23 protein-coding genes and 1 riboswitch are annotated in these 24,989 nt (G+C 52.7%); of the genes, 10 read left to right on the forward strand and 13 right to left on the reverse strand.

The features are described from left to right. Positions 1-156: 156 nt before the first annotated feature. Positions 157-690, reverse strand: a complete 534-nt coding sequence (locus JUJ53_RS05995) for a DUF3592 domain-containing protein (RefSeq protein ID WP_204151079.1) — start codon at positions 688-690, stop codon at positions 157-159. A 45-nt stretch (positions 691-735) separates the two neighbouring features. Further along, the gene (locus JUJ53_RS06000; RefSeq protein ID WP_204151080.1) at positions 736-1,398 is read right to left on the reverse strand and encodes a class I SAM-dependent methyltransferase; all 663 of its coding nucleotides are present in this window, start codon (positions 1,396-1,398) and stop codon (positions 736-738) included. 64 nt (positions 1,399-1,462) lie between these two features. Then, positions 1,463-1,564, forward strand: a riboswitch (TPP riboswitch). Between the two features lie 243 nt (positions 1,565-1,807). On the opposite strand from JUJ53_RS06000, the gene JUJ53_RS06005 reads away from it, so the two are divergent. From JUJ53_RS06005 to JUJ53_RS06015, 3 genes are all read left to right on the forward strand, one after another. Further along, positions 1,808-3,295, forward strand: coding sequence for a Na+/proline symporter (locus JUJ53_RS06005; protein ID WP_204151081.1), 1,488 nt, complete (start codon positions 1,808-1,810; stop codon positions 3,293-3,295). Positions 3,296-3,425: 130 nt separating this feature from the next. Continuing rightward, positions 3,426-3,803 carry a type II toxin-antitoxin system RelE/ParE family toxin gene (locus tag JUJ53_RS06010; RefSeq protein WP_204151082.1) on the forward strand — a complete coding sequence of 126 codons (378 nt, stop codon included), beginning with the start codon at positions 3,426-3,428 and terminating at the stop codon, positions 3,801-3,803. Between the two features lie 3 nt (positions 3,804-3,806). Further along, positions 3,807-4,136, forward strand: coding sequence for a helix-turn-helix transcriptional regulator (locus JUJ53_RS06015; protein ID WP_204151083.1), 330 nt, complete (start codon positions 3,807-3,809; stop codon positions 4,134-4,136). 279 nt (positions 4,137-4,415) lie between these two features. Here the strand turns inward: JUJ53_RS06015 and JUJ53_RS06020 are convergent, their stop codons facing one another. After that, a complete protein-coding gene (locus JUJ53_RS06020) occupies positions 4,416-6,560 on the reverse strand; it encodes a MarR family transcriptional regulator (RefSeq protein WP_204151084.1) in 2,145 nt (714 codons plus the stop codon). 803 nt (positions 6,561-7,363) lie between these two features. Between JUJ53_RS06020 and JUJ53_RS06025 the strand changes: the two genes are divergently transcribed. Then, positions 7,364-7,993 carry a precorrin-8X methylmutase gene (locus JUJ53_RS06025; RefSeq protein WP_204151227.1) on the forward strand — a complete coding sequence of 210 codons (630 nt, stop codon included), beginning with the start codon at positions 7,364-7,366 and terminating at the stop codon, positions 7,991-7,993. Positions 7,994-8,097: 104 nt separating this feature from the next. Further along, positions 8,098-10,698 (forward strand): serine/threonine-protein kinase, encoded by a 2,601-nt coding sequence (locus tag JUJ53_RS06030; RefSeq protein ID WP_204151085.1) that lies wholly within the window; start codon positions 8,098-8,100, stop codon positions 10,696-10,698. A 77-nt stretch (positions 10,699-10,775) separates the two neighbouring features. Here the strand turns inward: JUJ53_RS06030 and JUJ53_RS06035 are convergent, their stop codons facing one another. Then, the gene (locus JUJ53_RS06035) at positions 10,776-12,086 is read right to left on the reverse strand and encodes an aminopeptidase P N-terminal domain-containing protein (protein ID WP_204151086.1); all 1,311 of its coding nucleotides are present in this window, start codon (positions 12,084-12,086) and stop codon (positions 10,776-10,778) included. A 375-nt stretch (positions 12,087-12,461) separates the two neighbouring features. Between JUJ53_RS06035 and JUJ53_RS06040 the strand changes: the two genes are divergently transcribed. Together JUJ53_RS06040 and JUJ53_RS06045 are read left to right on the forward strand one after the other, a co-directional pair. Further along, positions 12,462-12,956 (forward strand): gamma-glutamylcyclotransferase, encoded by a 495-nt coding sequence (locus tag JUJ53_RS06040; RefSeq protein ID WP_343327897.1) that lies wholly within the window; start codon positions 12,462-12,464, stop codon positions 12,954-12,956. A 54-nt stretch (positions 12,957-13,010) separates the two neighbouring features. Further along, positions 13,011-13,898, forward strand: a complete 888-nt coding sequence (locus JUJ53_RS06045) for an ABC transporter permease (protein WP_343327898.1) — start codon at positions 13,011-13,013, stop codon at positions 13,896-13,898. Positions 13,899-13,907: 9 nt separating this feature from the next. On the opposite strand, the gene JUJ53_RS06050 is transcribed toward JUJ53_RS06045, so the two are convergent. Then, positions 13,908-14,060, reverse strand: a complete 153-nt coding sequence (locus tag JUJ53_RS06050) for a hypothetical protein (RefSeq protein ID WP_204151089.1) — start codon at positions 14,058-14,060, stop codon at positions 13,908-13,910. Here JUJ53_RS06050 and JUJ53_RS06055 point away from each other — a divergent pair. Together JUJ53_RS06055 and JUJ53_RS06060 are read left to right on the forward strand one after the other, a co-directional pair. After that, positions 14,045-14,953 carry an ROK family protein gene (locus JUJ53_RS06055; RefSeq protein WP_343327899.1) on the forward strand — a complete coding sequence of 303 codons (909 nt, stop codon included), beginning with the start codon at positions 14,045-14,047 and terminating at the stop codon, positions 14,951-14,953. The genes JUJ53_RS06050 and JUJ53_RS06055 overlap by 16 nt on opposite strands. 688 nt (positions 14,954-15,641) lie before the next feature. Beyond that, positions 15,642-16,661 carry a HAMP domain-containing sensor histidine kinase gene (locus JUJ53_RS06060; RefSeq protein WP_204151090.1) on the forward strand — a complete coding sequence of 340 codons (1,020 nt, stop codon included), beginning with the start codon at positions 15,642-15,644 and terminating at the stop codon, positions 16,659-16,661. Positions 16,662-16,681: 20 nt separating this feature from the next. Here JUJ53_RS06060 and JUJ53_RS06065 read toward each other — a convergent pair whose 3' ends face one another. Next, entirely contained in the window at positions 16,682-17,494 is an 813-nt protein-coding gene (locus tag JUJ53_RS06065; RefSeq protein ID WP_204151091.1) for a response regulator transcription factor, read from the reverse strand. A gap of 220 nt (positions 17,495-17,714) precedes the next feature. Here JUJ53_RS06065 and sfsA point away from each other — a divergent pair, with 220 nt between their 5' ends. Further along, positions 17,715-18,443 (forward strand): DNA/RNA nuclease SfsA, encoded by a 729-nt coding sequence (sfsA, locus tag JUJ53_RS06070; protein ID WP_204151092.1) that lies wholly within the window; start codon positions 17,715-17,717, stop codon positions 18,441-18,443. A gap of 65 nt (positions 18,444-18,508) precedes the next feature. Here the strand turns inward: sfsA and JUJ53_RS06075 are convergent, their stop codons facing one another. The 7 genes from JUJ53_RS06075 to JUJ53_RS06105 all read right to left on the reverse strand — a co-directional run bounded on the left by JUJ53_RS06075 (position 18,509) and on the right by JUJ53_RS06105 (position 24,899). Then, on the reverse strand, positions 18,509-19,000 hold the full coding sequence (locus JUJ53_RS06075) for a YajQ family cyclic di-GMP-binding protein (protein ID WP_204151093.1): 492 nt from the start codon (positions 18,998-19,000) through the stop codon (positions 18,509-18,511). Positions 19,001-19,223: 223 nt separating this feature from the next. After that, positions 19,224-19,652, reverse strand: coding sequence for an MAPEG family protein (locus JUJ53_RS06080; protein WP_204151094.1), 429 nt, complete (start codon positions 19,650-19,652; stop codon positions 19,224-19,226). Between the two features lie 74 nt (positions 19,653-19,726). After that, a complete protein-coding gene (locus JUJ53_RS06085; RefSeq protein ID WP_204151095.1) occupies positions 19,727-20,242 on the reverse strand; it encodes a DNA recombination-mediator protein A in 516 nt (171 codons plus the stop codon). Between the two features lie 5 nt (positions 20,243-20,247). Next, the gene (locus tag JUJ53_RS06090; RefSeq protein ID WP_204151096.1) at positions 20,248-20,418 is read right to left on the reverse strand and encodes a hypothetical protein; all 171 of its coding nucleotides are present in this window, start codon (positions 20,416-20,418) and stop codon (positions 20,248-20,250) included. Beyond that, positions 20,408-20,671, reverse strand: a complete 264-nt coding sequence (gene yidD / locus JUJ53_RS06095) for a membrane protein insertion efficiency factor YidD (RefSeq protein ID WP_204151097.1) — start codon at positions 20,669-20,671, stop codon at positions 20,408-20,410. Before yidD ends, JUJ53_RS06090 begins: the two co-directional genes overlap by 11 nt. Before the next feature lie 60 nt (positions 20,672-20,731). After that, a complete protein-coding gene (locus JUJ53_RS06100) occupies positions 20,732-21,730 on the reverse strand; it encodes an AI-2E family transporter (protein ID WP_204151098.1) in 999 nt (332 codons plus the stop codon). Positions 21,731-21,980: 250 nt separating this feature from the next. Next, a complete protein-coding gene (locus JUJ53_RS06105; RefSeq protein ID WP_204151099.1) occupies positions 21,981-24,899 on the reverse strand; it encodes a DUF3769 domain-containing protein in 2,919 nt (972 codons plus the stop codon). Positions 24,900-24,989: the final 90 nt, after the last annotated feature.

Raw genomic sequence — 24,989 nt, forward strand, 5'->3', positions numbered from 1 at the left:
ATCAATGTCTTACACTCTAGTGAACATTGGCGACATTAGACGACCCTTGCTGTCTAAAGTGCTTGTCCATAATGCTGACACCAAAACAGGAGGCGATCGCCTTAGTAGAAATTGAGGATTATCCTGTAGCTATGGCTTACACTCTGCGCTATGGCCCTAGTCAGGCAAACCTAGATCGGGACTGGGGCTGCTGAACATACCCAACCACCACGGAACGAGAAAGACTAGGCCGCTGGCGGTGAATAATAGTCCCAAAACAAGCGGGACATAGGTGGCTCGGTTGACCCCCGGATGCAGCAAGGCCTTCTCAGGATCATGGGGATCGTAGTAAACATCGATGGGTTGACCCAGCTTGTAGTCCTGTCGGGCGGCGTTTCTAGCCTCTTCCCTTTGGCCATAATAGCGTGAACTTGCATTGACGCCCGTCCCCAAAGAATAGCGATCGCTTGTGTAGTCCTGTCCCTCAACGTGATAGGTATATCGAATGGTGTAGTGGTATTGTTTGCGTGCCGTTGCTCCTTGACCAGAAAGGCGACCAACCACCTGAATGCTGTTTACCTTACCCTGCACCGATGGCCAATCTTGACTAAGACGGGCTTCTTTCAAGAAAAAAATGCCGAATCCAAGGAGCGTAACACCGAGCAGCGTAATGCCCCCAAACGTACCAGGGATGATCCAGGCATCACTCATGGTTGATTCTCTCCCGCCGGTATGGTTGTCATAGTATTCTCAGTCTTAAATAGGTTTTTGTTGAATCATAGCCCAGTAGGTATCGGGCCCGGCTGGCACCTGAAAGGAAATATCCCGCAGTTCCAGGATCTGAAAACCCGTGCGCTGAATTAGCGATCGCCACGCACTTTTGCCTAGGGTACTGTAGTGATTTTGATTATCCTGATGACGACAGCTTGTATCAGGAGCTGGGACTTCAATATAGAGATAGGCACCGGGTTTCATCACCCGAAAGATTTCGCTCAGGGTGAAATAAGGAAAAATGCTGTGCTCTAGGCAATGACGGCACCAGATAAAATCAAAGGTGGCATCGGGAAAGTCTAGGAACGATTGATCCATCTCATAGACCTCGTACCCTTTGTCTTGACAAACGGCGACATCTTTAGGGTTCAGCGTAATGCCGACAGGTTTGAGATTTCGCTGTAAAAATAGCTCTAGCGCCACCCCTTGACCACAGCCAATATCCAGTACCGCTGCCCCGTCGGGTAAGGTGTATTGGCTGAATACTTCATCAATCATCCGCTGGGTGATCGCCGTATGTAGCCCACTGGGCGGTTCTGGATAGGTATCCGACTTAATTTTGTCGAAAAACTGCTCTAGCTTTTCAATGTCCGAGGGGTTTAGCTTCATGGTTTCTGAATCAGGCAGCACATCTAGGGTAGCTGACATAGATGTCGGGGTGGGGTGACAACGTAAATCTGGGGGCGATCGCCCTTCAATGGTACGATACTATCCAAGAAGCTAGGGGTGCCTAGGGCGCAAGTCCGGGCTGAGATTACACCCTCAGAACCTGAGTCTGGGTAATACCAGCGGAGGGAAGTGTGGATTGTGATGGTTTGTAACGTCAACCGTGTCGTCGGTGGTTCATGACGTCACCGGTAGACAGCCTAGAACAGCGACCCAGTCTCTAGACAGGGTGGGTGCATTCCACGTTGTAGCCCTCATCCTAAATCCCCAGAGCGGGAGAGGGACTTTGAATCCAGCTCTCCTTTTCTCTTTTTGGGAGAAGGGGTTGGGGGATGAGGGCCAACAGGTACCCCTAGCGTCCTGTTGTGTCGTTTTTGAGAGGGTTCGTGGGATGTCCATTGGGGCGATCGCACTGGTCGTTACGCTGGTGACGACGGCGGTTTTTTCGTTAATTGGCATTGTTAATGCCAGTCGGCACCGCATTAATTTGGAAGACTATATGGTGAGCCGCAATCGCTTTGGCGGTTGGATGGCCTTTGCGACGGTGGTCGCGTCCACCATGGGCGCATGGATTTTGTTCAGCCCCCCCGAGGTGGGAGCCACTAGCGGCGTAGCGGGGATTGCCGGCTATTGTATTGGGCAGGCTGTCCCGTCGATTGGCTTCGTGTGGATTGGGCCGCGCATCCGCCAGCTCATGCCCCAAGGCCATTCGCTGAATGAATATGTGCTCCACCGTTTTGGCAATGCCATGTATGCCCTAACGCTGCTGATCATTGCCTTTTATATGCTGGTCTACCTGGTGGCAGAATTAACAGCGATCGCCAAGGCGGTGAATATCCTGGCTGATGTACCGCTGGGATGGACAGCCTTGGTGGTGATCACCGCCACCTTTGTCTACACCACCTATGGCGGGCTAGGAGCCACCATTTTCACCGATGCTATTCAGTTTGTGATCATCACGCCCTTGCTGTTGATTGTGCTGGCGATCGCGGTGGGCAACCTCGGCGGCATCACAGCAGCGTTAGAACCAGTGCGCCTCAATGCTCCAGAACTGTTGAGCTTCAGCAACGGCCCAGCCATCAAGTTTGGTCTGACTTTGGTGATTGCCATCATCTCTGCGGAAATGTTTAACCAAGGTAACTGGCAACGTATCTATGCCTGTCGCACCGACAATACCGTGCGGCGATCGTTTTTGGCATCAGGGCTGGTGATCTTACCCATGCTTTGCATTTCAGGGTTGCTGGGCATCTTGGCCATGCATTTTGGCTTCAACAGCGACATTGCCTTCTTCTCCCTGCTGCAGGAGTTAGCAATTCCTATCTGGGCGATCGCCCTCGTGCTGATCTTAGCCTTAGCCTTGGTGATGAGCAGTCTCGATAGCTTACTGAATGGCCTCATCAGCGTATTGATTCTGGATCTACGGCGGCTGTTGCCCCAAAGCAATGAGAATGGCCTACTGCGCCTCTCGCGGATTTTGACCGTAGCCATTAGTATTCCCGTCATTTTGGTGGCTGCCCAGGGCTATAACGTGCTTTATTTATTCCTGCTCGCCGATTTGGTCTGTGCTGGAGCCTTGTTCCCAGTCTTGTATGGTCTCTATAACCGCAGGATTAATGGGATGACTGCCTTGGTGAGCAGCGTGGCGGGAATTGGCGTGGGTGCTATCTTTTTCCCGAAACCCGACTTTAGCCCTTGGAACAATGTGCCTTTTGCCGGTGACTTGCTTGTCAGTTTCTCAGCACCGATTGTGGTCTCTGTGGCTGTGGTGTTGATCTGGAATGCGATCGCCCCTCAATCAGACACCGCAGCGGACTTTGAATTTAGCCGCCTGAAAACCGATGTCAAGGCCTACTCTGAGGTTCTGCCAACCCAGGACTAAGATCTAACTGAAGGGGCAATTTCCACCGCAGATTGCTAGATGATGGATAGGCGTTGCTGACTCATACCCTGATCCAGCAGCGTCTCTAAATTGATTGACAATAATATGCTAAAAATGGCATATTTGAGGTATGAGTGCATCGTTAAAGCCAATTGAATGGGTTGGACGTTCTCTTGAGGATTTGAAAAGATTCCCAGAGGATGTTCGGCAAACTGTTGGGTACGCCTTGTATTTAGCCCAAAGTGGTGAAAAGTATCCCTCAGCCAAGCCACTTAAAGGATTTAAGGGGGCTGGAGTATTGGAGGTTGTAGAAGATTTTGACGGAGATACTTATCGAGCTGTCTACACGGTGAAACTTGCTGGTGTGATCTACGTCCTACACGCGTTTCAGAAAAAATCAAAGCAAGGCATTGCTACTCCTAAACAGGATATTGAGTTGATCGAAGCACGGCTGAAACGAGCCAGAGAACATTACTCGCAGAATTATAATCAACAGCAAGGAGAGTAAGATATGACTCAAGAAATTGGAGTACAAGCCAGCAGTGGTAACGTGTTTGCAGATTTGAGTTTGGAGAACGCTGATGAATTGCTGGTCAAAGCAGAACTTGCTCGTAGGATCAGCAGCATTATTACGAAGCAGCAGATGACTCAAGCTGAGGCAGCGGAGATGTTAGGAATTGACCAACCTAAAATCTCAGCATTAGTCAACGGAAAGTTAGCGGGCTTTTCGACTGCACGATTGTTTCGCTTCCTAAATGCATTGGGGCAAGATGTGGAAATTGTAGTGAAACCTAAGTCTCATGCCCAAGCTCAAACCCGCGTTGTTGTTTCGTGCTTTTGAATACTAACAGATAACCTTTTGGTGGTCGGTGTGCATGGGCAATGTTAGACTGCTATCGCTTGCTTCGAGGAATTTATGAACATGGTGCGTTCCCAAAATCTATACGGTTGGGTAGTAAGGTTTGCAATAGGGAACTAACCCTACAAGATCGGTGATCGCACTAACGCTCAGGTTGAGCAGCGGCAGATAACCTTGAACTTAGCACCAAACACTTCCAATCATCCGCTGCATTTGAATTGTTAGCCTATTCTAATCTAGATGAGTATGCAGCCGTTATATCTAATCAGATTCAGGAAAGTAGTCTTCTTTAGCTTTATCTGTAAGTTTGTAAACTCGCTGACCAGTTTCGCTCTCTCTTGAAATTAAGCCCCTTACTTCATCTAATTTCTTGGCTCTCCAGCCAACTAATTGATGAGAACAATCAAGCTCCTCAGCTATTTCTTTCGGCTTGGGTGAGTTCTCTGATTTGTGAATTTCGTAGAGAATTCCAAGTTCCACATCAGGTAAAAGTTTAGCATTATCTACCCTCGAAAGCTCTGCTTCTATAGTTTCAGAGTTAGCAACAACTCTTACTGGATTTTGGCAATCTGGGCACTTCATATTAGTAAATTCAAGAAACTGAAGCTGATCAAATGGAAAGTTGCGGTTGCATTCAGGATTAATACAAATAATCCGTTTTGATGTTCTTAAAAAACTTTCAATTATGTTATTAAAATCGAATGGTCTAGAAATTAAATATTTCCTATGTTCAGCTCCTTTAGGATAACCCCACCTCAATCTGTACTTAACGCACAAGCCATAATTTAAGCAGTAGACAGATTGCTTTCCACGATCTCTACCGCTCATCTCATTATACTTGCTTACGAAAAAGTTTAACTCTAATGTTTTGAGAAATTGTTCGTGTATTGGATTAAAAATAAAATGACTTGTGTATGGATTAGTTCTGACTACTTCATAAATAACTCCTGATAGTTCATTGGTTCTTATCTTGCTCTGAATGGTTTTTAATTCTTCTACAAAGATTAGTAACAACTCTCTCAGTTGAAGTATAGATATTTTCTCCTCAAATGACTTAAGAGAATAAGTCGTATTATGAAAAAATGGTTCGATTGTTAGCTCATAATATTTTTCGGCAGCATCTTCTAAAGATGCCTTGGTGATAGGATTACCATAAGCAACTTTACTCTCATAGCAGTAGTAAAGAATGTAGCCAATAATTCTTGGTACATTCATCGAAACCTGAAATATACAACCATAATATTCTTCAATGCCTTCCTTCCTAGTATCAAAAAAATATTCGACAGGTTGATTGGTAAAATGCTCTACCCGCCTCTCAATGAGCCTTCGAGTAAAATCAATAGACTTCTCTTCCATAACACTCTTGTTGACTCTAGTAGAGTAAAGATCATAGAAATCAAGGCTTATTTTATCAATTTTTCCTTGGTCAATTTTTCCAAAGTAAACCCTGTTGGGATACGCTGCTACTTTGAACTTGATAAACTCCTCTGACCAATTGTTCAGAGGTGCCAAAATAACGTCTACAAAAACTCGCATGGAGTGGTCAGGAATCTCTGAGAAATCGTCAAGGAGAATTACAAGGCTCCGAATTTCTAGCAAAGAAAGTATATCTTTAAGTTGATTTATAAAATTTTTAATTTGAAAAACCTTTAGAAAGACATCGGAGAATTGCTCTTCTAACTCAGACAAATTCTTCCTGGAATCTTTAGTAGTTCGACTAATCGAAGAAGAAGCATCAATTCCCAAGTCTGTTGGACTTGCCGTTCCCATAAGCCTGCTGTCTTTGCTTGATGCTATTTCATTTGCTTTCTCAGCAGATAACTTTCTACTAATCGATATTTGTTGTAGAGATGGAACTTCAATCAATTTAAGATGATCATTGTTGTCAATAATCTCGTTCAATTTTTTTAGTTTCTCTGTGACATTTCGCACTCCTCCAATTCCTAAGGCTTGCTTTATTTTTTCCAAAAAGCTATCTGATTTCTTTTTGATTTCTTCCAGCAAAGAACGCAAAATGCTTTGAATAAAATTTCTTTCAAGAATATACTTGCTTAATGCATCATCTGATATAGTTCCATCTAAATGCTCTATATTAATAAAGTCAGTCTGAGAAGACTCAAAAACAGTTTTTGCGTCAATGTAGCAGGATAGAATGTTGCTTTTCTTCCTGTACTCTCTTTGTAGCTTCAGAAAAATTGTAGATTTACCAGTTCCTTTTCTTCCAATTAGAAAGGTTGTATTGTCTGTTAAACACGCTTTCAAAATTTGCTCATTTGGCAGTAAGTCAGTATAAAGAGTCTCAACAAGATCTTTTCCTGCTTCGTCAGTTATTTCAGCTCTTCTATACTTCTTTAGCGAATTTACTGCCGCAAAAAAATTGTCTTTATCAGTTTTAGAGTAAGACATGCTTCCTTGTTTGCCCAAAGTCGTTGATAGCAGCTATAGCATTTACTGTAAAGCATCATCTATAGGTTCCAAGCCGCTCATGTGCCTACTACTATGTGAATAGGCATAGCATTTGCCGTCTAATGGCTCTCTGAGGGTAGATAGACTACGAATACCCTGCATAATAGCCCTTTGTAGGGTAGATAGACAGCAAAGATCCGTAAATCTTCCATTTTGCTGTTAAAGGTACATATGTATTGTTAACACTGTATTGGATACTTGTCTGTGGAGTTGTCATGGCGCATCGTCGTTCTAGGAAGATGTTAGACCAAGTGCGTGAAGCCATGCGTCTGAAGCACTACTCTTGTCGAACAGAGCAAACCCACATAGCTTGAATCTGTTCTAACCCATTTGGCCGTCGATAGACAAGTATTCTGATGGTTTGGCCCATCTCTGGGAACCCCTGATCTCTCGTTGGAAATCTTGCTCAAAAGCTCATTCAACTAGACCTTCACCACGGGAGCAACCAGCTCATAGATCTTGGTAGATCTCGATGGTTATAGACCCTGCCCGAGGACTTCACAAGAGACAGGTGCACTTCGACCCTACTTAGAGTAGGGTTAGAGCATAGCTCATCATCATTGAGGAAGATGTTGCCCCAGTCCCCGTTGATCAAGCCTGCATCCTCCTCCCTATAAGGCAGTCTGCCGTTCGTGCATTGTGTTCTGAGTCCGGTCTAGGGTAGCCTAGCCTAGCCTAGCCTCCTAAGCCACGATGAGACTCGTCTCTGAATGGTTCAATCCCTTTATGACATCCCCTGTTTTATGGAATGGCACATTACAGATGCTCAAAGCCTGAGAATTATTGATCAAGAGATTGGCGATCATCCCTTCTCTCCATCGGAGTATGAGGTGGTGCGCCGTGTCATCTATGCCACGGCAGATTTTGACTATGCGTCGTTGATTCACTTCTCCCACCAAGCTTTACAGGCGGGGGCAGCAGCTTTGGCGGCCCGGAGCACCGTGATTGTGGATGTACCCATGGTGCAGGTTGGCATCATGCCCAATATTCAAGCCAGTTTTGCCAACCCCGTGTATTGCAGCATGGAAGCAATTACACGGCCGCAGCGGGACAAAACTCAGGCTGCTTGGGGCATTGAGACCCTGGCGCGGCGATACCCGGAAGGCATTTTTGTGGTGGGTCAGGCCCAGACGGCCCTGTCTGCCATTGTGGGGCTGTTGGAAGCGGGGGATATCAAGCCAGCGTTGGTGGTGGGTACGCCAGCGGGCTTTGTGGGATTGGAAGACATGAGCGATCGCCTCTCCCAAACCCAAATTCCTCACATTCTCATCCGTGGGCGCAAGGGAAGCTCGGTGGTGGCGGCGGCGATCGTCAATGGTTTGGCGGCGCTGGCTTGGCAGGCCTATGGCCACACATCCAATGGCGTTGGCTAACAAGGCCAGTTGGCTGAGGCCTGCGTTAACCTAGGAGTCGATGTCATGCAATCGGGTGCATCATGGTGATCACGAATAGCCCATGATTGAAACTATGCCGACCTATGCCGACCCAGCCAGCTCGTTCTGATGGAAGGGGCGATCGCCCAGCAGCGACGACCCATCGAGAAAGCACCATTCTCTCCGTATCTCAGTGGACACGCTGGGGGCGCTATGGGTTTGCGGGGGCGATCGCTGTCTTGGCGGCGGGCTTAACGGCATTGGATGTGGGGCTGGTGCAGGCGTTGGAGCGGCAGGCCCAGTCGTTTTACTTTGAGCTACGCGGCCCCGTGCCTCCGCCGGATGATGTGGTGATTTTGGCCATTGATGAAGCCTCGTTGTCCCAGGGTGAATTTTATAACAGTGATCCCAAACGCTACGCTCACCTAGAGGTTTTGCAGAGTTGGCCCTGGCCACGGACAGCCTATGCCATTGCCATCGAGAAAATTTTAGATGCGGGCGGGCAGGCTGTTGCTCTCGATATTGTGTTTTCGTCGCCGAGTAGTTACGGGGCTGAGGATGATCAGCGCTTTGCGGAGGCGCTGACGAACCACGCTAGCCAGGTGGCTCTCGCGGCGCAATATACCCAAACCGATAGTGCGCAGGGGATGGTCACCCAATTGACGATGCCGCTTCCAGCGCTGCGATCGCCCCAATCGGTGCTCGGTTCGATCAATTTTTACCTGGAACCCAACGGGCAAATTCATCGCTTTGGTGAACAGTTTTTAACGGAGCTAATTCGTAACTCACCCCCGGCACAGCAAGCCGCCTATCGCCAACTGGGCAGCACCCTGCCAACCTTGGCAGAGGCGACGGTGCAGGCATCCCAACGATCTTATTTATCTTCCCATGGCGATACGCTGTTCTTTTATGGGCCAGCTCAAACCTTTACCCACATCCCGTTTTGGTATGTGCTGGATCCAGATACCTGGGATACCTATCTGCAAGGTGGTAACTACTTTAACGACAAGATTGTGATTGTGGGCTCCACGGCAGCGATTCATCAAGATTTTTATCCCACCCCGTTTAGTGAAAGCTGGTTCTATCGCCAAGCTATGCCGGGGGTGGAGATTCATGCCAATGCGATCGCTGCCTTGGTAGAAGGGCGGACGTTGCGATCGGCTATTCCTCAGGCACCGTTGCGGGGGATGGTGGTTTTGCTGGGGATCGTCGGCGCGGGATTCCTCGTCATCCAACGGCGGCAGCCGCTGTCGGGGTGGGGCGTTGCCATGGGGCTGGCGATCGCTTGGTGGATCACGGGTTATATGGTGTTTGTTCATGGGCAGTTGATTGTGCCAACGGCGGTTCCTGTGGGGGCGATCGCCTTGATTGGGTTTGGGCAACTGCTGTCGGGAACTGCCCAAGAACAGCTACGCAAGCAGCAACTGCGCAATACCCTCAAGCAATATTCTGCATCGCCGATTGTGCAGGAAATTATCAGTCAGCAGGATGATTTGCAAGACCTGCTGCGGGAACGAGAGCGAGAGCTGGCTGGAAAAGTGCTGGGCAGCCGCTATCAAATTGTTAACGTTTTAGGATCGGGTGGCTTCAGTGAAACCTACACGGCGCGGGATATGCAACGCCCAGGAAATCCGATCTGTGTGGTGAAGCAGCTTCAGGTGAAAACAGATAATCCTAAAACGATCCGTCTTGCTCGGCGCTTGTTTAGTACAGAGGCGGAGACCTTAGAAAAGCTAGGGCACCATGATCAAATTCCGCAACTGATGGCTTTCTTTGAGGAAGCTGGAGATTTTTATCTGATTCAAGAGTTTATTGCAGGGCGATCGCTGGCTGAGGAGTTTCGCCAGCGGCATAGTTTTCCTGAGTTTTATGTGGTAGATATGATCACCGATCTGCTGCGCATTCTAGACTATGTGCATCAGCAGGATGTGATCCATCGAGACTTAAAACCGTCTAATATTATCCGTCGCCAGTCGGATCAGCGCTTGGTGCTCATTGATTTTGGGGTTGCCAAAAAAATATCCACCCAATTAGCTGAAAGCAGCAGCGATACTAAATTTACGGTTGCAGTGGGCACTCCCGGCTATATGCCTGGCGAACAATCGGCTGGCCGTCCCCATTTTAATAGCGATATCTATGCCCTAGGCGTCATTGCTATCGAAGCTCTGACAGGGCAAAATCCCCGGATGCTGCACCATGATTCTAAAACAGGTACGATCCTTTGGAAGCACCGCGTGCCAGGGCTGACGCCAGCATTAGCTACAATCGTTGATCGTATGGTACATCATGATTTTACGCAGCGCTATAAGACTGCTCAAGAGGTGCAGGCAGCGATCGCTCCCATGATTTCAGATATGAGTGACGTGATTTTAGGGGAGTCTGAGGACGATGATCATCTATCCTTACCGCCTCATAGCTCGAAGCGATCGCTCCATCCATCCCAGCTTCAAACTGTGATAGCTGACTATAGTCAAGATAACCTATTGGCGTTTGATAGTGAAGGAACCACTATTTTTCCCGACCAGACGGTGACCCTAGAGGACGGTTCGGAGGAGCCGGTTCCACTTGATAAGGGGGTAACAGATCATGTTGTAACAGAACCGTTAACAGGGCCCTATGCTTCAACGGAGCCATCTGCACCCTATCTGAATCAAACGGTGGATCAGCAGGATACGCAAGTCGATGATGAAGATCTCCATCTTTAGTGCCGCCCACTCTGCTGACCAAGTGCTTCCTTTGGCCCCTTCGGCGTTCCTACAGAGTAAGATTCCGCCCCGGAGGACTAGCGTGTTAGGTCAGCGATCGCTTTAGGAACTCCAGACGTCAACACCTCATGCCCCGTTTCGGTGATCACGAGATCGTCTTCAATGCGAATGCCGATGCCGCGCCAGGGTTCGGGCACCTCGGGCTGTCCTTCGGCGAGCTGGATGGTGGGTGAGACATAAATGCCTGGCTCCACGGTGAACACCTGCCCTGGTTCGAGCTGATGGGACGTTTCCCCATGCTGATAAATGCCCACATCATGGACATCGAGCCCTAGCCAATGTCCAGTACGGTGCATGTAAAACGGCTTATAGGTTTCTTCTGCAATTAAGGTATCGCGATCGCCCACCAGCAGACCCAGATCAAGTAAGCCGTCTACAATCACCCGCACGGCGGTTTCATGCATCGCCTGGTAGGGTTGACCGGGTTGGGCCAGGGCGATCGCCTGCATCTGTGCTTCTAGGACAATTTCGTAGAGCAGGCGCTGTTCATCGCTGAAGCGGCCGCCTACGGGAAAGGTGCGGGTGATGTCAGCGTTGTAGTAATCCACCGCGCAGCCAGCATCAATCAGCAGCAGGTCGCCATCTTGCATCTGGCGTTTGTTTTCGGTGTAGTGCAAAATGCAGGCGTTGTCTCCCGATGCCACGATGGAGGGATAGGCGGGCCCCATGGCTCCTGCCAGGCGGAAGCTATGCTCAATTTCTGCCTGCACCTGATATTCGTAGCACCCGCCTCGGGCATAGTCCATGGCCCGACAGTGGGCCGCGGCGGAAATGGTGGCAGCCTGGTGCATCAGGTTTAGCTCTTGCGGATCTTTGATCTGCCGCATTCCGTGGACGATGGGGCCCGGATCTTCGAGTGCAATGGGCCCCTGACCCGTGCGAGGATATCGCCGCAGACAGTGCTGCCAAAGCTTCAACATTTTGGTATTGAAGCTCTGATCGCGTCCGAGGTGGTAATAGATGCGATCGGCCTTTTCCACATATTGAGTTAGCTTGTCCGACAGCTCGGTGATGGAATAGACCTCATCGGCCCCGTAGCGCTCTTTGGCCGCTTCCACGCCGACGCGATAGCCCGTCCAGGTTTCCCGCTCCGGATCCTTAGGTTGCACAAACAGCACGTAGCGATGCTGATCGTGGTGGGGCGCAAGGACGGCCACCGCCTCTGGTTCGTTGAAGCCGGTGAGATAGTAAAAGTCGCTATCTTGACGGAAGTTGTACTCCACATCGTTGTGCATGACGGCCATGGGCGCACTGCAAAAGATGGCGGTGCCCTGCCCGATTTTGTCCATCAGGCGATCGCGTCGTTGGCGGCATTCGGCTTGGGTCATGGGTGGTGCTGGGAAAACTGGCTGAAATTTATACGCAATAGCCTAGCGCAAGAACCCCGGTTCGGGCAGATTCGTCCGGCGATGGGGGATGAGTTCAATCGCAGAGCGATCAAAGCTACAGAAACCTGGAGGGCGATCGCTCCCCAAGGACTCAAACTACGGTTTGCCGGTCGGGATACGAGGGTTTATAATCAGAGCACTAGAGCGAGGTGCGTTAACTCGCTATCATAGGCTATCAAGCAACCGCCTAGCGTTCGTGGCAAACGTCTAGTTTAGATGGGGCTCGGCGGTTGAATGCTCGAAACTCAGTCTCCCCTTACCCTATCCGCAGCTATGCAATACCCATCTGAGCGTGATGAGAGTCATCCTGTACCCATGACCAGGGATGCATTTTTCTACTACTTTGCCTACGGATCCTGCATGTGCCCGGTGGATCTCAAGCGATCGCTGGGAGAATCAACCCATGCCTATGTGCTCGGCCCTGCGGTTCTTCAGGGCTATCGGCTAGGCTTTTTCCGGCGATCGCGTCTGCGTAACTGCGGTGTGCTGGACGTAGTGCCTGATGCTAGCGCCACCGTGGAGGGCGTGCTCTATCGGCTGCCCATGCATCTAAGCGATCGCCTCGATGAACGGGAAGAGGGCTATCAGCAAGCTACTGTGGCCATTCACCAAGGCGATCGCATTTACCCTCACGTGCGCACTTACAGTGTGATCGAGAAGTTAACCGAAGAGCACGCTCCCAACGATTGGTACTTCAACGTAGTCTTGCGGGGCGCGGTGACCTGCGGTCTATCGGAGCAATATTGCTGGCGTTTATTCCACCACATGCACCACCTGCAGCAATCTCAAGTGACTCTGCGGTCGGCCTGATTCCCCAAGAGCGTCAAGAGTCTTGGTAGAATCATCCCAGAGTTGATGAACCCTGTGACCCAAGCGAAATCTAGCCTGCCGCCTTTACTTCAGCGAGCGATCGCCCCCAGCCTCTCCACCCGGTTCATGTGGGCGGGGATTGTGATTACGACCTTCTTTGTGGTCATTGCCCTGCTGGCCCCTTGGTTTCAAGACTGGGGTCTGCTGCAGGATCCCTTCAAGGTGCCCCTAGAAAATCCGATCCATTCGCCTCCCTCCGCCGACCATTGGTTTGGCACCGATCGCAAGGGATATGATGTGTTTTCCCGTACCCTGTTTGGCACCCGAGCGGCGCTGCACGTGGTCTTGCTGGCGACAACGCTCAGTTTGTTGGTGGGTGTGCCCCTGGGCATGGTCAGCGGCTATCTGGGAGGCCGGGTAGACCGGGTGATGCTCTTCTTCATGGACACGCTCTACACCTTGCCAGGGCTACTGCTGTCTGTGACCTTAGCCTTTATGGTAGGACGGGGGGTGTTGAATGCAGCGATCGCCCTCAGTATTGCCTATGTGCCCCAGTACTACCGCGTGGTGCGCAATCACACCGTGAGCGTCAAGACGGAGCTGTTTATCGAAGCTGCCCAGGCCATGGGGGCTTCCACCTGGACGGTGCTGTCTCGCTACCTGGCTCTAAACGTGATTCAAAGTGTGCCGGTGCTGTTCACCCTCAATGCGGCGGATGCGGTGCTGGTGCTGGGGGGGCTAGGCTTCCTCGGCCTAGGGCTGCCGGAGCAAACGCCAGAATGGGGCCAGGATCTGCGGCAGGCCCTAGATGCTCTGCCCACCGGCATCTGGTGGACGGCTATGTTTCCAGGGCTAGCGATGACCAGTCTGGTGGTAGGCCTATCGCTGGTGGGCGAAGGGCTGAATGACTGGATCAATCCCCTGGTACGCCGCGAGCGCTAGACTGCTGATTCATGTTTCCCCAATCAAGGAGAAGGTAGGGGATCGGCAGGCTACGTCGGGATAGCCGCGATCGGTGGCTTGTCCTGATTGGACTCCTAATTCCAGCCCACCGTGGGCCATATCCAGCAACGACAACGAGGAAAACTGTGGGGCAAACGTCATCTATTCAACAGGTGTTCGGTATTGACTTGGGCGGCACCGCCATTAAGCTAGGCTGTTTTGATCGCCAAGGAACCTGCGATCGCTCGCTTACGATTCCCACGCCCCAACCGGCGACGCCTGAGGCGGTGCTGGAAGCCTTGCTGGGGGCGATCGCGACCCTAGATCCCGACTATCACTGTGGGGCGATCGGTTTAGGTACACCGGGGCCGGCCGATGCGGCAGGACGGGTGGCTAAGGTGGCGATTAATCTAACGGGCTGGCAGAATGTGCCTCTGGCGGATTGGCTAGAAGCGCGCACCGGACGACCGACAGTCTTGGCCAATGATGCCAACTGTGCCGGGCTGGGGGAAGCCTGGCTAGGGGCCGGGCAGGGTATTGCCAACTTGATTGTGCTCACCTTGGGCACGGGGGTGGGTGGCGCGGTGATTCTCAATGGTCAGCTTTTTGTCGGTCACCAAGGGGCGGCTGGGGAACTGGGATTGATTACCCTCAACCCCGATGGGCCGCCCTGCAACAGCGGTAATCGCGGCTCCTTGGAGCAATATGCTTCCGTCCAGGCCATTCGCCGCCGCACGGGGCTAGAACCCGATGAACTGGGCCGACGGGCGGCCGAGGGTGATGGGGAAGCGATCGCCTTTTGGCAAGCCTACGGGCGAGATCTGGGGGCAGGGTTAGCCAGTTTGCTCTATGTGCTGACGCCAGAAGCGGTGATTCTTGGCGGCGGCGTCAGTGCTAGCGCCCCTTTCTTTTTTCCCAGTATGCAGGCGGAGCTAGAGCAGCGGGTGTTGCCAAGTTCACGGCAGGGGCTACAGGTGTTGACGGCCCAGTTGGGTAATCAGGCGGGGATGGTGGGCGCGGCCCAGCTCGCCTGGCAATCACTACGATCAGCGTGAGGGATACCTGAAACCTTCTGGGCTGTTCGTCAGTCTCCTCTGTATCAGTTGCTGTATCAGGTGCTGGATCAGTGGGCTCATGGTTCATTCAGGGTTGCTGTCGAATAGGACGAGCCCGATCCACGTATGCGATTCCCCAAGCTGATCCCTCACGTTGATCCCCAACTGGATTCACCCATTCGATCCACCCATTCGATCCACTCGATCCACCGCCAGGGTGGTGTTAGTCTGGATGCGAGACCATAGGGGCGATCGCCCAACATGAGACTTCCATGGAGGATAGGTCTGCTCTCGATCACGCTGACCCATCTTACGGGGAGGCAAGACGGCGAGACAACTAGCTGCGTTTTATCCATGCTGAGGTACTGTTGAAAACAGCATGTGTCATGTTGAGGGGGGCCGTAGCTATGTCAAGACAGGTTCCCATTTGCTGAAATCATCACCTAAATCTCCGCTACCTTACCGTTGTCGTACTAACATCTGTTCGTCGATGATCAGTCATAGCATCTCCATACTGCCAAGTCGCTGCAGGATCCCAAGATTCTCCATAGAGCTGATGGTCTATCGCGACTGGGTTGGGTCAGGCTAAGATCGAGTCGCCTCGATCGCCTTACCTGTGTGTATCTACATCACATGTCTCTGTCCTACCGCTCCTGTTCACGTACCTTGTCAGATTTTTAACTTGGCTATGGGCTTCACTTCTTGGGTATTTCTGATGGTTGGCATTGGTGTCGGGCTGATCACACGCCCCCAGCTTTCGCGGTTGCTCGAACGTTCCCAATCTGACCAGCCTGAACAAGTGGAGATACACCGCTCGGATGTAGAGGCTAGTCATCCTGATGTGGTCATCCATCAAGCGGTGCAGGAGGCGCTGCTGGCCTACTATCTCGCTGCGGAGATGAACCAGTTCCGAGCTGGCTTTTTGGCGCGCACGTCCCATGAGCTGCGATCGCCCCTCAGTTCGATCATCAGTCTGCATCAACTCATTTTGACGGATTTGTGTGAAGACCACGACGAGGAACGCGACTGTGTCAATCAAGCCTATGGGGCAACTCAAAAGCTTTTGGCGTTGCTAGATAGCCTAATTTTGGTCTCAAAAACAGAGTACGGCACGGTTCAGCAGTCGCTGCAAAGTGTTCAGCTTGCAACCGTGCTGGATGAAGCCTATGCCTTAACCAACCTGCTGGCCAAGAACCGAAATTTGCGCCTCTCAGTGGATGCTGTGGATCCAGAGATCTGGGTACAGGCAGATCCTCGGCGACTACAGCAGGTTTTGGTGATGCTGATTGATATGCCCATCATGCTGATGGAGGAGGGAACCATCCATGTTTCCATTCACCCCCAACCGGATCAGCAGCAGGTGGAGATCTGGATTGACGACTATCGTCCGCCCAGTGCTTGGCGAGAACCCTTGGATTTTATGAATGCCAGCCCTCCGCCAGAACGCCTAATGCATCAGATTCTTCAGGGCATTCGCCACCAAACGCCGCTGCCCCTAAGCCCATCCCGATTCCAGCCTGGTAGCCCGCGTCTGCCCGTGTCGGTGGGCATGGCGCTGATGATGTGTCAAATTTTGCTCGACAGGATGAACGGACGGCTGGAGCTACTCGAAACACCGCTGGCGGATGCAGACCCAACGTCAACCCTTGAGTCTGCTGGGCGATCGCGCTTGGCCTGTTATCTGCCTATGGCCCTAGATACTCCCTAGCCATGGCAGGCACGACTAGCTTAACGTTCTGCTAGTCGGGGAAAAGGATGCTCGTTGGCGATCGGACGATGGTTAAACAGGGGGCGATCGCTGGTGCCGTTGGTGGTGCCATGGCTAGCTGCGGTGATCGATGTCGGGCGATCGTGGGACAGCACATCCACATTAAACCGATAGCCTACATTCCGTACGGTTTGAATGAGATTGGGCTGACGGGGATCAACCTCGATTTTCTTACGCAGGGAAAGGACATGGGTATCCACCGTGCGATGGTTATCGATGGCATCGGGCCAGGCCCGCCGCAGCAGTTCTGTCCGGCTCAGGGGCAGCCCCCCAGCTTGGGCCAAAACATAGAGTAAACTAAACTCTTGAGGGGTAAGCTCAATCGATTCTTCATTCAACCGCACGCGGCGATGAATTAAATCAATCTTTAGCTCTCCGTAGTTGAGGGAGTCAGGAGCAGAAACCATCCGGCTACGACGCGATAAGGCGTCTACCCGGGCCAAAAATTCCTGCATCCCAAAGGGCTTGGTTAGATAGTCATCTGCCCCTGCCCGTAACCCCGTCACAATATCTGATTCAGTCGTGCGGGCTGATAACATCAGGACGAATGCCTGCTGCTGACTCTGTAGCCATCGGCAAAATTCGAGCCCGTCACCGCCAGGCAGTTCAGAGTCCAGCACCACAAGGTTGGGTTGCCTAGTCTGAAATGTCTCGCGGGCTTGATGGAGATCCGCCGACTGGTAAACCCAGTACCCCGTTTGTTGCAGATGCCAACCGAGTAGCGATCGCAAATGGGGGTTTCCTTCAACAATCTGGATGCAAACAGCGCCCACGGTAAATACTTGTTTGAAGTTGCGTTCACAAGCGTAACAGAGCAGTTGTCATGGTTTTGTAACCGCTGTTACCCTCACCCTGCGGGGATCATATGCTAGGGCGATCGCTCCTTGGGTGAACCGGTTGAGTTGACGCGCTGGTGCAATCACGGCATACTCTGAAAGCCAGTGCGCTGTACTGGACTTGGATGCTGTGTCTTTTCTAGATCCCCGAGCCAGAATGGTTATCGATTGGTTTTATCCTTACCCGCCGCTGTTGTCTGGGCGGTTAATCAACCGTTACAAACGCTTCTTTGCCGACATCGAGCTGGATAGTGGTGAGGTGGTGACGGCCCATTGCCCCAATACGGGCCCGATGACCGGGGTTTATTTGCCGGGGAACCGGGTGCAGGTATCGAAAAGCGATAATCCTAAGCGCAAGCTGGCCTACACCTGGGAGTTGATTGAGGTGGAGGATACGGTGCCCACCTGGGTGGGAGTGAATACGGGGTTGCCCAATCGGGTGGTGCGATCGCTGTTGGACTATCGCGGCCTACCGGAACTAGGCGACTACACAGACATTCGCCCCGAGGTGCCCTACGGTATAGACGGCAAAAGCCGCATTGATTTTGTCCTGCAGCCGACGGAGGGCGATCGCCCCCTCTACATTGAGGTGAAAAACACCACCTGGGTGCAGGGGAGCCTGGCCCTGTTTCCCGACACGGTGACCACCCGCGGGCAAAAACATTTGCGGGAACTCATCCATATCGCCGAAACGGCTCGCCCCGTCATGCTCTATTTCATCAACCGAGGCGACTGCGATCGCTTTTCCCCCGGTGATGTGGCCGATCCCACCTACGGTCAGCTTCTACGAGAGGCGATCGCTGCCGGGGTAGAGGTTCTGCCCTGCCGCTTTGATGTGACACCAGCCGGGATCAGGTATCTGGGTCTAGCGACCCTGGAACTTTAGCGTACCAACGCACATCGTCTCAGACGCAGAACACTGCCTTGCCGGGAGGCTAGGGTTGGGAGATGCTACCGATAATTCACAAACTGGAGTTCAACCGGCAAGTCTTCCTGGCGGAGCCGCTGCATAACCAGTTGTAGGTCATCCTTGGATTTGGCCGAGACCCGGACTAAGTCGCCTTGCAGGGCGGCCTGCACTTTTTTGAACTCGTCGCGAATGATCTTCGACAGTTTTTTGCCCAGTTCTTTATCAATGCCTCGCTGCAGCTTGATCTCTTGCCGCACGCGATTACCGCTGGAGGATTCAACTGAGCCGTAGTCAAAAATTTTCAGCGATAGCCCCCGCTTCACGGCCTTAGTTTGCAGCACCATGTGAATCGACTGCAGGGTGAAGTCGCTGTCGGTGGTAATCGTGAGCAGATCTTCTCCTAGATCCATCTCGGTCTTCGTATCCTTGAGGTCATACCGGGTGCGAATTTCTCGCATGGCTTGGTCTACTGCATTGACCATTTCCTGGTGGTCAAAGTCGCTGACAATGTCAAAGGATAGATTGGAAGCCATAATCTCGCTGAGCTGTTCTCAATGCAACAAAGCCCCTGATGGTTCATCAGCAGGCCACAGGTTTATAGTACCGGAGAGGTTGTCCTCTGGCACCGAATGGTTATTAGACCGGATGATCTAGGTTCCTAGGCTGAGCAAGATAGAAGAACGAAGACAGAAGAACGAAAAGGAATTTCAGGACAAAAGGTTTCCTGCCTTAGCAACTAGACGGTTTACTCTTGCTTCAGAGTACTAGGCTGCGCAAGCTGATCACAAATAGGGTGATGATCCCCAAGTTGCCCACGCCAAACATCATCGATCGCGCCCAGGGTACATCCAAAATGTAAAAAATTGGATAGAGCGATCGCGCTGCCAGATAGGCGAGGGCGGCGATCGCTGCCAGGGAACTGGTCTGCTGCGTCACGTAGGCCATCAGGGCAGCAGCGGCGAAGATCATGAAGGACTCGAAGGCGTTTTGATGGGCCCAGGTTGCCCGCTGAGCGTAGGGAGGCAGTTGATCAAACTGGGCGCGGGGAGCCGATGAGTTGTAGCCAGCTTTCAAGCGCCCATAGCCCACCACAAAAAAGGGTAGATAGATCAACAAAGCAGCGATCGCTACGCTGTACAGCAAAATTGTGGGGGTTGAGACTGTCTCAACGAACGAAAGTGCCATGCTCTGATAGGTATAGGTCATGTTGCCCAAACTGTTGGGACTCTAGGGAATGGGTGGATAGTCCCCTAGAGTTCCTAGTCTAGGTAAAACAAGGTGACGAGCCGCCGCTGATCCTCTGCATCCTGGCAGGTTTTGAGCAGGGTGCGGCTATCGTGGAAGGCAAAACAAATGAGCTGCTGGCACCGAGAGATGATCTCCTCGTTGCAGATCGCGCTAGCCTCTGCTAGGGGCAAGTCATCATGGGCTGGGTTGGTGACGAGGTGCAGCACTTTTTCAAGCTGCTTGCGCGATTCCTTGGGCTGGCGATCGAGGCTTTGGGGCAAAATCACCGTCAACAAATTGGGATCGGCACGCATGGCCCCCCGGATGGCGGCAGAATTTGTCCCGGTTGCGCCGGAGGTGAGAAGTTGGTTGCCGCCCAACACCAGCGCGTAGCTCATGAGTTCAATGAGATACTGATGGGTCATGGGCACATGCCGCGAACCCAGTATCGCGATCCGCTTAGCTCCGGTCTGTTGGATCGTCGCAAGTTCTTGTAAAAACTCGTCTACCTTCGGCAGGTCTTGCGGTAGGTCTACTGATTGACTCAAAGACGTTAAACACGCTGAAACAACGCAGCTATTTTAGCAGGTGTTGCGGCCCGAAAGCAGGAAATGATCGGGGCGATCGCTCGAATCATCAGGCGATCGCATGCTTGAAGTACAGCCTGGCTATGGGCTATGGGCAGGACATGATCGGGGCGATCGCTCCCATCGTCAGGGTTCATGGGACGGGTGCGTCTCAGTATCGGCAGGCGGCGGTACCGGATCGTAGCCACCAGGATGGAGGGGATGACAGCGGGAGACGCGCCGCAGGGCCATCCAGCTCCCTCGTAGAGGCCCAAAGCGAGCGATCGCTTCCATGGCGTATTGGGAGCAGGTGGGCTGAAAGCGACAGACGGGAGGAAAGAGGGGAGAAATAATCAGGCGATAGAGGCGAACGAGCCCAATCAACAGGGACGTAGCGAGGGATTTCAGCATGAAGGATGGGAGGCGCACTATGACCAGTGTAGCTGTGCAGCAGGTGTTTATTTGGGCCGTTTATTGGGGCTGACGTTCTAAAATGTCGTGGATATATAGCTCCTGCACCAAAATCATGCCCACCAGGGCCAGGGGGGTAGCAACTAGCACCCCCAGCGGGCCAAACAGCAACCCCATGGCGACCACTGCGGTCAGCGTCAGTACCGGCGGCAAGTCGGCGGTCTTCATCTGCACGATTGGGGTGAGCACATTGCCCTCTACCTGCTGCACGATCAGGTAAAACACCGCCACGTACAGGGCCATCATGGGCCCTACGGTAAACCCCATGAGAATGGCGGGCACCGCCGACAGCAGTGCCCCTACCACCGGAATAAACTCAAATAGCCCAGTCAGCACCCCTAAGGCCAGGGCCAGGGGCACGCCCAGTAGGTGCAGGCCGACGCCGATGACTAGGGCGACCAGCACCATTGACACCAGTCGCCCCAGCAGCCACATTTTGAGACCGTTGATTACCTGGTCGATCACCTGGCGGGCACGGGGACGTCCCTGGAGAGGCACCAACTGCACCAGGCTAGACCGGTAGAGATGGGCATCGACGGACAAAAACAGGGCGGTGAAGAAAATAAAAAACAGGTTAGCCAAAATACCAAAACCTTCAGCAAAGGCTCCGGTCAATCTATTCAGAGTGTTTTGTATGCTGGGCAGGTTGCTGGTGTCGTTCAGGTCGTCGATTACTTCGGGGGGCATGTGATCGCTCCAAGGCCCCGAGGTGATAAAGTCTTGCAGCGAAACGAGGGCCGTCTCGACCTGCTCGACTAGATCGCCAAATTGCCCGATCACCGCCGGTACTAGCAGCACTAGGCTTAGCCCTAGCAGCACCAGTGCGATCGCCAGCACCACCCCCAGCGACCAGGGATGGGGGATGGGAGTCAAGCGTTGTACTTGTCCCGCTGCGAACCGCAGGGTGATCGCCAGCAGCACCCCTAAAAACAGCATGAGCAACACGTCGATTAAGACCCACAGCAGCAGTCCTAAGACTCCCAGTAGGGCCAGGGCCATGGTGATTAGTACTATTCGTTGCAGATCGGCACCGCTATTTTTGGCCATAGTGCCCCTAGGATTGCCCCTGAAGATTGGTTGTTGGTTGTTCCAATGCGCGGTTCATGTCCGCTTACTTCATAGAAAACTGTTGCGATCGCTCTGCCACCCCCCCTAGGAGAGAGGTGAGGCTAAATGCTTGCCAATCGTTACGTTCTCCTACGTACTAACCGATCATCTCCGTCGAACTTAGGTCAACCGGGGGAGCATGTTACTCAGATTCAGAGAACGGCTCGGTGACGCCTGTCCAATTAAAGTCATTGATTTGAAGCCCGAAGGAGCCCGTCTCACGGGTAGGGCTGTAGCGCAAAAAGATGGAATAGGTGCGTCGCTGATATTGCAGGAGAAGATCGGTATTGATTTCTTCTTGCTCGGTTAGGTTGTAGGAGGTTTGGAAGCCGATTAAGACCGGCCCAAAGAGCTGCATGACTAGTCCACCGGATAGCACTTGGCGATCGCGCAATTCGTCAAAGATAAAGGGCGACTTGGGGCCCTCCGGCGTGATGGAGTAGGTGAGGTTAAAGGCTAGATAGTCGAAGGCATCATCGGAGAGATGGCCTAGCTGCCCGCGCACGCCGATCGCGGCGGTGATCCCTGCCTGGGTATCTCCACTGCTGTAAAAGCCCGTAAAACCTTGGAGACGGGTGATGAGATCAAGCGAAGGAACGAGAGGTGTGGGTGTAAACCGCAGTCCTTCCTCTCGGGTCGCGGGTAGGGCCTCCCCTGTCCATAGGCGAAAGCTACGGGAGAGGGTGAAGCCAGCTTCATAGCGGGTGAGGGTGGCGCGGTTATTGGTGCGTGGGCGAGGAGGCAGAAGATCCTCTCGACGCTCTTCACGAATGTTGGCGTTAATGCGGTTGATGCTGGCTTGATAGGTGAGGTTGATCCCCGTATTGCCGAGTTGATAGGTCGGGGACGTGAGCAGTAGCCCGTAGCTCCACTGTACGTTTTGGGAGCCTAGACTACCGTTGAAGACGCGATCGCGGTAGGCAGACTGGAACGAGAGGGTATGGCGGTTAATAGACTGACTAATGCGAAGCTGAGCCCGGATGCGTTCGTCGTAGTCCTCTTCTTCAAAGTTGAGGCTGGTAAGTTCGACTTGCCCCGCTAGGCGAGTGGTGGGGCTAAGCTGCATGTCGAGCCGCCCCGTCACGCCGTAGAGCGATGAGTCTGATAGATCAAACCCTTGATCAAAAGCGCGCTGAATATAAAACTGCGGCGTAATCTGGACGCGAATCAGGGGCTCGTTGAGCACTTCGAAGGTGCGCTCGATAAAGACTCCGTCGCGATCGCGTTCATCAATACCGATGGAAATGGGCAGGGGGCTACTGCGCTCTTGGTCGTCAATAATGACGCGATCGCGGAGGAGCGGTAGGGAAAATCCTTGGTCGAAGACCATGCGCGGATTGCGGGCCCGAATTTCGCTGCGTGTGGGCGATAGGCGGGTAAAGGTCACCAGGTTGGAGCGAATCTCTAGTTCTGGAGGAGAGAAAGGATCGTTGGTGAGCCGCACGTTGGTGGCTGTCCAACCGCCGGGGTAAAACTCGATCTGCTCGGCTTCAAAGCGAACACGTTCAACGCCTCCACCCGTTTGTTGTCCTACTATGCTGCTGCCTTCACCGATCGACAAGCTGCTGGTGGAGTTGACGGTGAGGGGTAAGAAGTCTTCAGTGGTTTCTGATTCGGGATCCTCGGCGAGTAGGTCGCCATCAGCCGGTCGAGGGGTTGCCGGGGGATCGTCGGTGGGAGATGTTTGACCGCTGGCATTGAAGACGGTGCCTTCTCGGCGCACGAAGTTATACTCCATGCGATCGCCCTGGAGCAGTTGACCGGGTTCGATGTAGACTACGTTGCCATCGGCGACGGCTAGCCGATTGACCAAATTAACCCGCAGGCGATCGGCCTGCAGAATCGAATCTTGGTAACGCATTTCCACGTTGCCTTCGGCCACAAAAACCTGCTGGGTTTCATCAAAGTCTTGGCGGTCGGCGGTGAGTTCTACGATGTCTTGAGCTGGTTCAACCGGGATGGGAGCATCGCTGGGGATGGGGGGCTCGGTTGCTGGAGGCGGGGTGGACGGGTCGGGGATCACCAAGGTGGGGCGATCGCTGTCTTCGGGTGGAAGAACCTCGTCAAGCTCGTCGGTTACCTCCGGGTCTAGCCCAGGAGGCAATGTGGGTAGGGTGGGGCGATCGCTGTCTTCAAGCTCGGGAAGATCCTCCCGTTCAAACTCAAGATCTGGCGGCAGGCTTGGCAAGGGTGGACGATCATCGTCCGGTATCTCCGGTAGGTCTTCGTTGGGCAAGTCCTCAATCGCGTCGGGGATCGCGTTGGGGATCGCGTCGGGTTCGTGGGATGGCGTGGAAGGAAAGGGAGCAAAAATTGGATCGGGACGAGTCAGATCGGTTTCAGAGGCAGGCGCATCATCGTCCTCTGCTGTCTCTTGCTCTTCAGAAGAGGGCTGAGCTGTAGGTAATTGCGTAAGCTGTCGCTCTAGTTGCTCCAGCAATGCACTGGGCATGGGTAGAGTGCTGAGCCCATGGACGGGGCTATCCGGCGGCAGTTGATGAGAGGTCAACCCATCGAGTTCTGGCAGAGACGTTGGGGATGTAACCCTGTCTGGTTCAGGGGTGGCGGACGAGGGCATCGTCGCTAGATCGGAGGTTGATGTGCCGGATGGAGACGCTGTCCCTTGATCTATCCCTTGGCTTGGACTGACCGTGGCTGGTTGAGGCGTGAACGGCGCATCTGCATGGGGATAGTCCCATGTGCTTATGGATGGAGTTCCTAGCTCCTCCAAGGGCGTTAGGCTGACGGTCAGACCAGGATCCGCCTGCCAGGCTGACGGCTGTAGCTCTAACGGTGGCCCTAAAACCGATGGCGGCGCGGTTGGGGCGTTGGCGATCGCAGGTAGGTCAGGCGTTGTGCTGGCAGGAAGCCGCTCAGCCGTAACGATCAGCTCGGGTGGCGAAGGAGCAGGGATAATCGCTGGATCGATGGCATGGAGATAGGCATTGGCAACAGTCGCTGTCGGCGTTTGGCCCGAAGCCGAGTCTGATTCATTGGACTCTGGGGATTCTAAAACCCTGACAATGGGAGGCGGGGGAGGTGGCTCAACCAGATATGGCATAGACATCTTAAGGGCAAACTAAAGGGCAGCTCAACAAATCATCACAAGCTGCCCTTCTTCAACATCATCTCGTTCAATCAATTCATGAAT

It is taken from the genome of Leptolyngbya sp. CCY15150, assembly GCF_016888135.1.
Classification (GTDB): domain Bacteria; phylum Cyanobacteriota; class Cyanobacteriia; order RECH01; family RECH01; genus RECH01.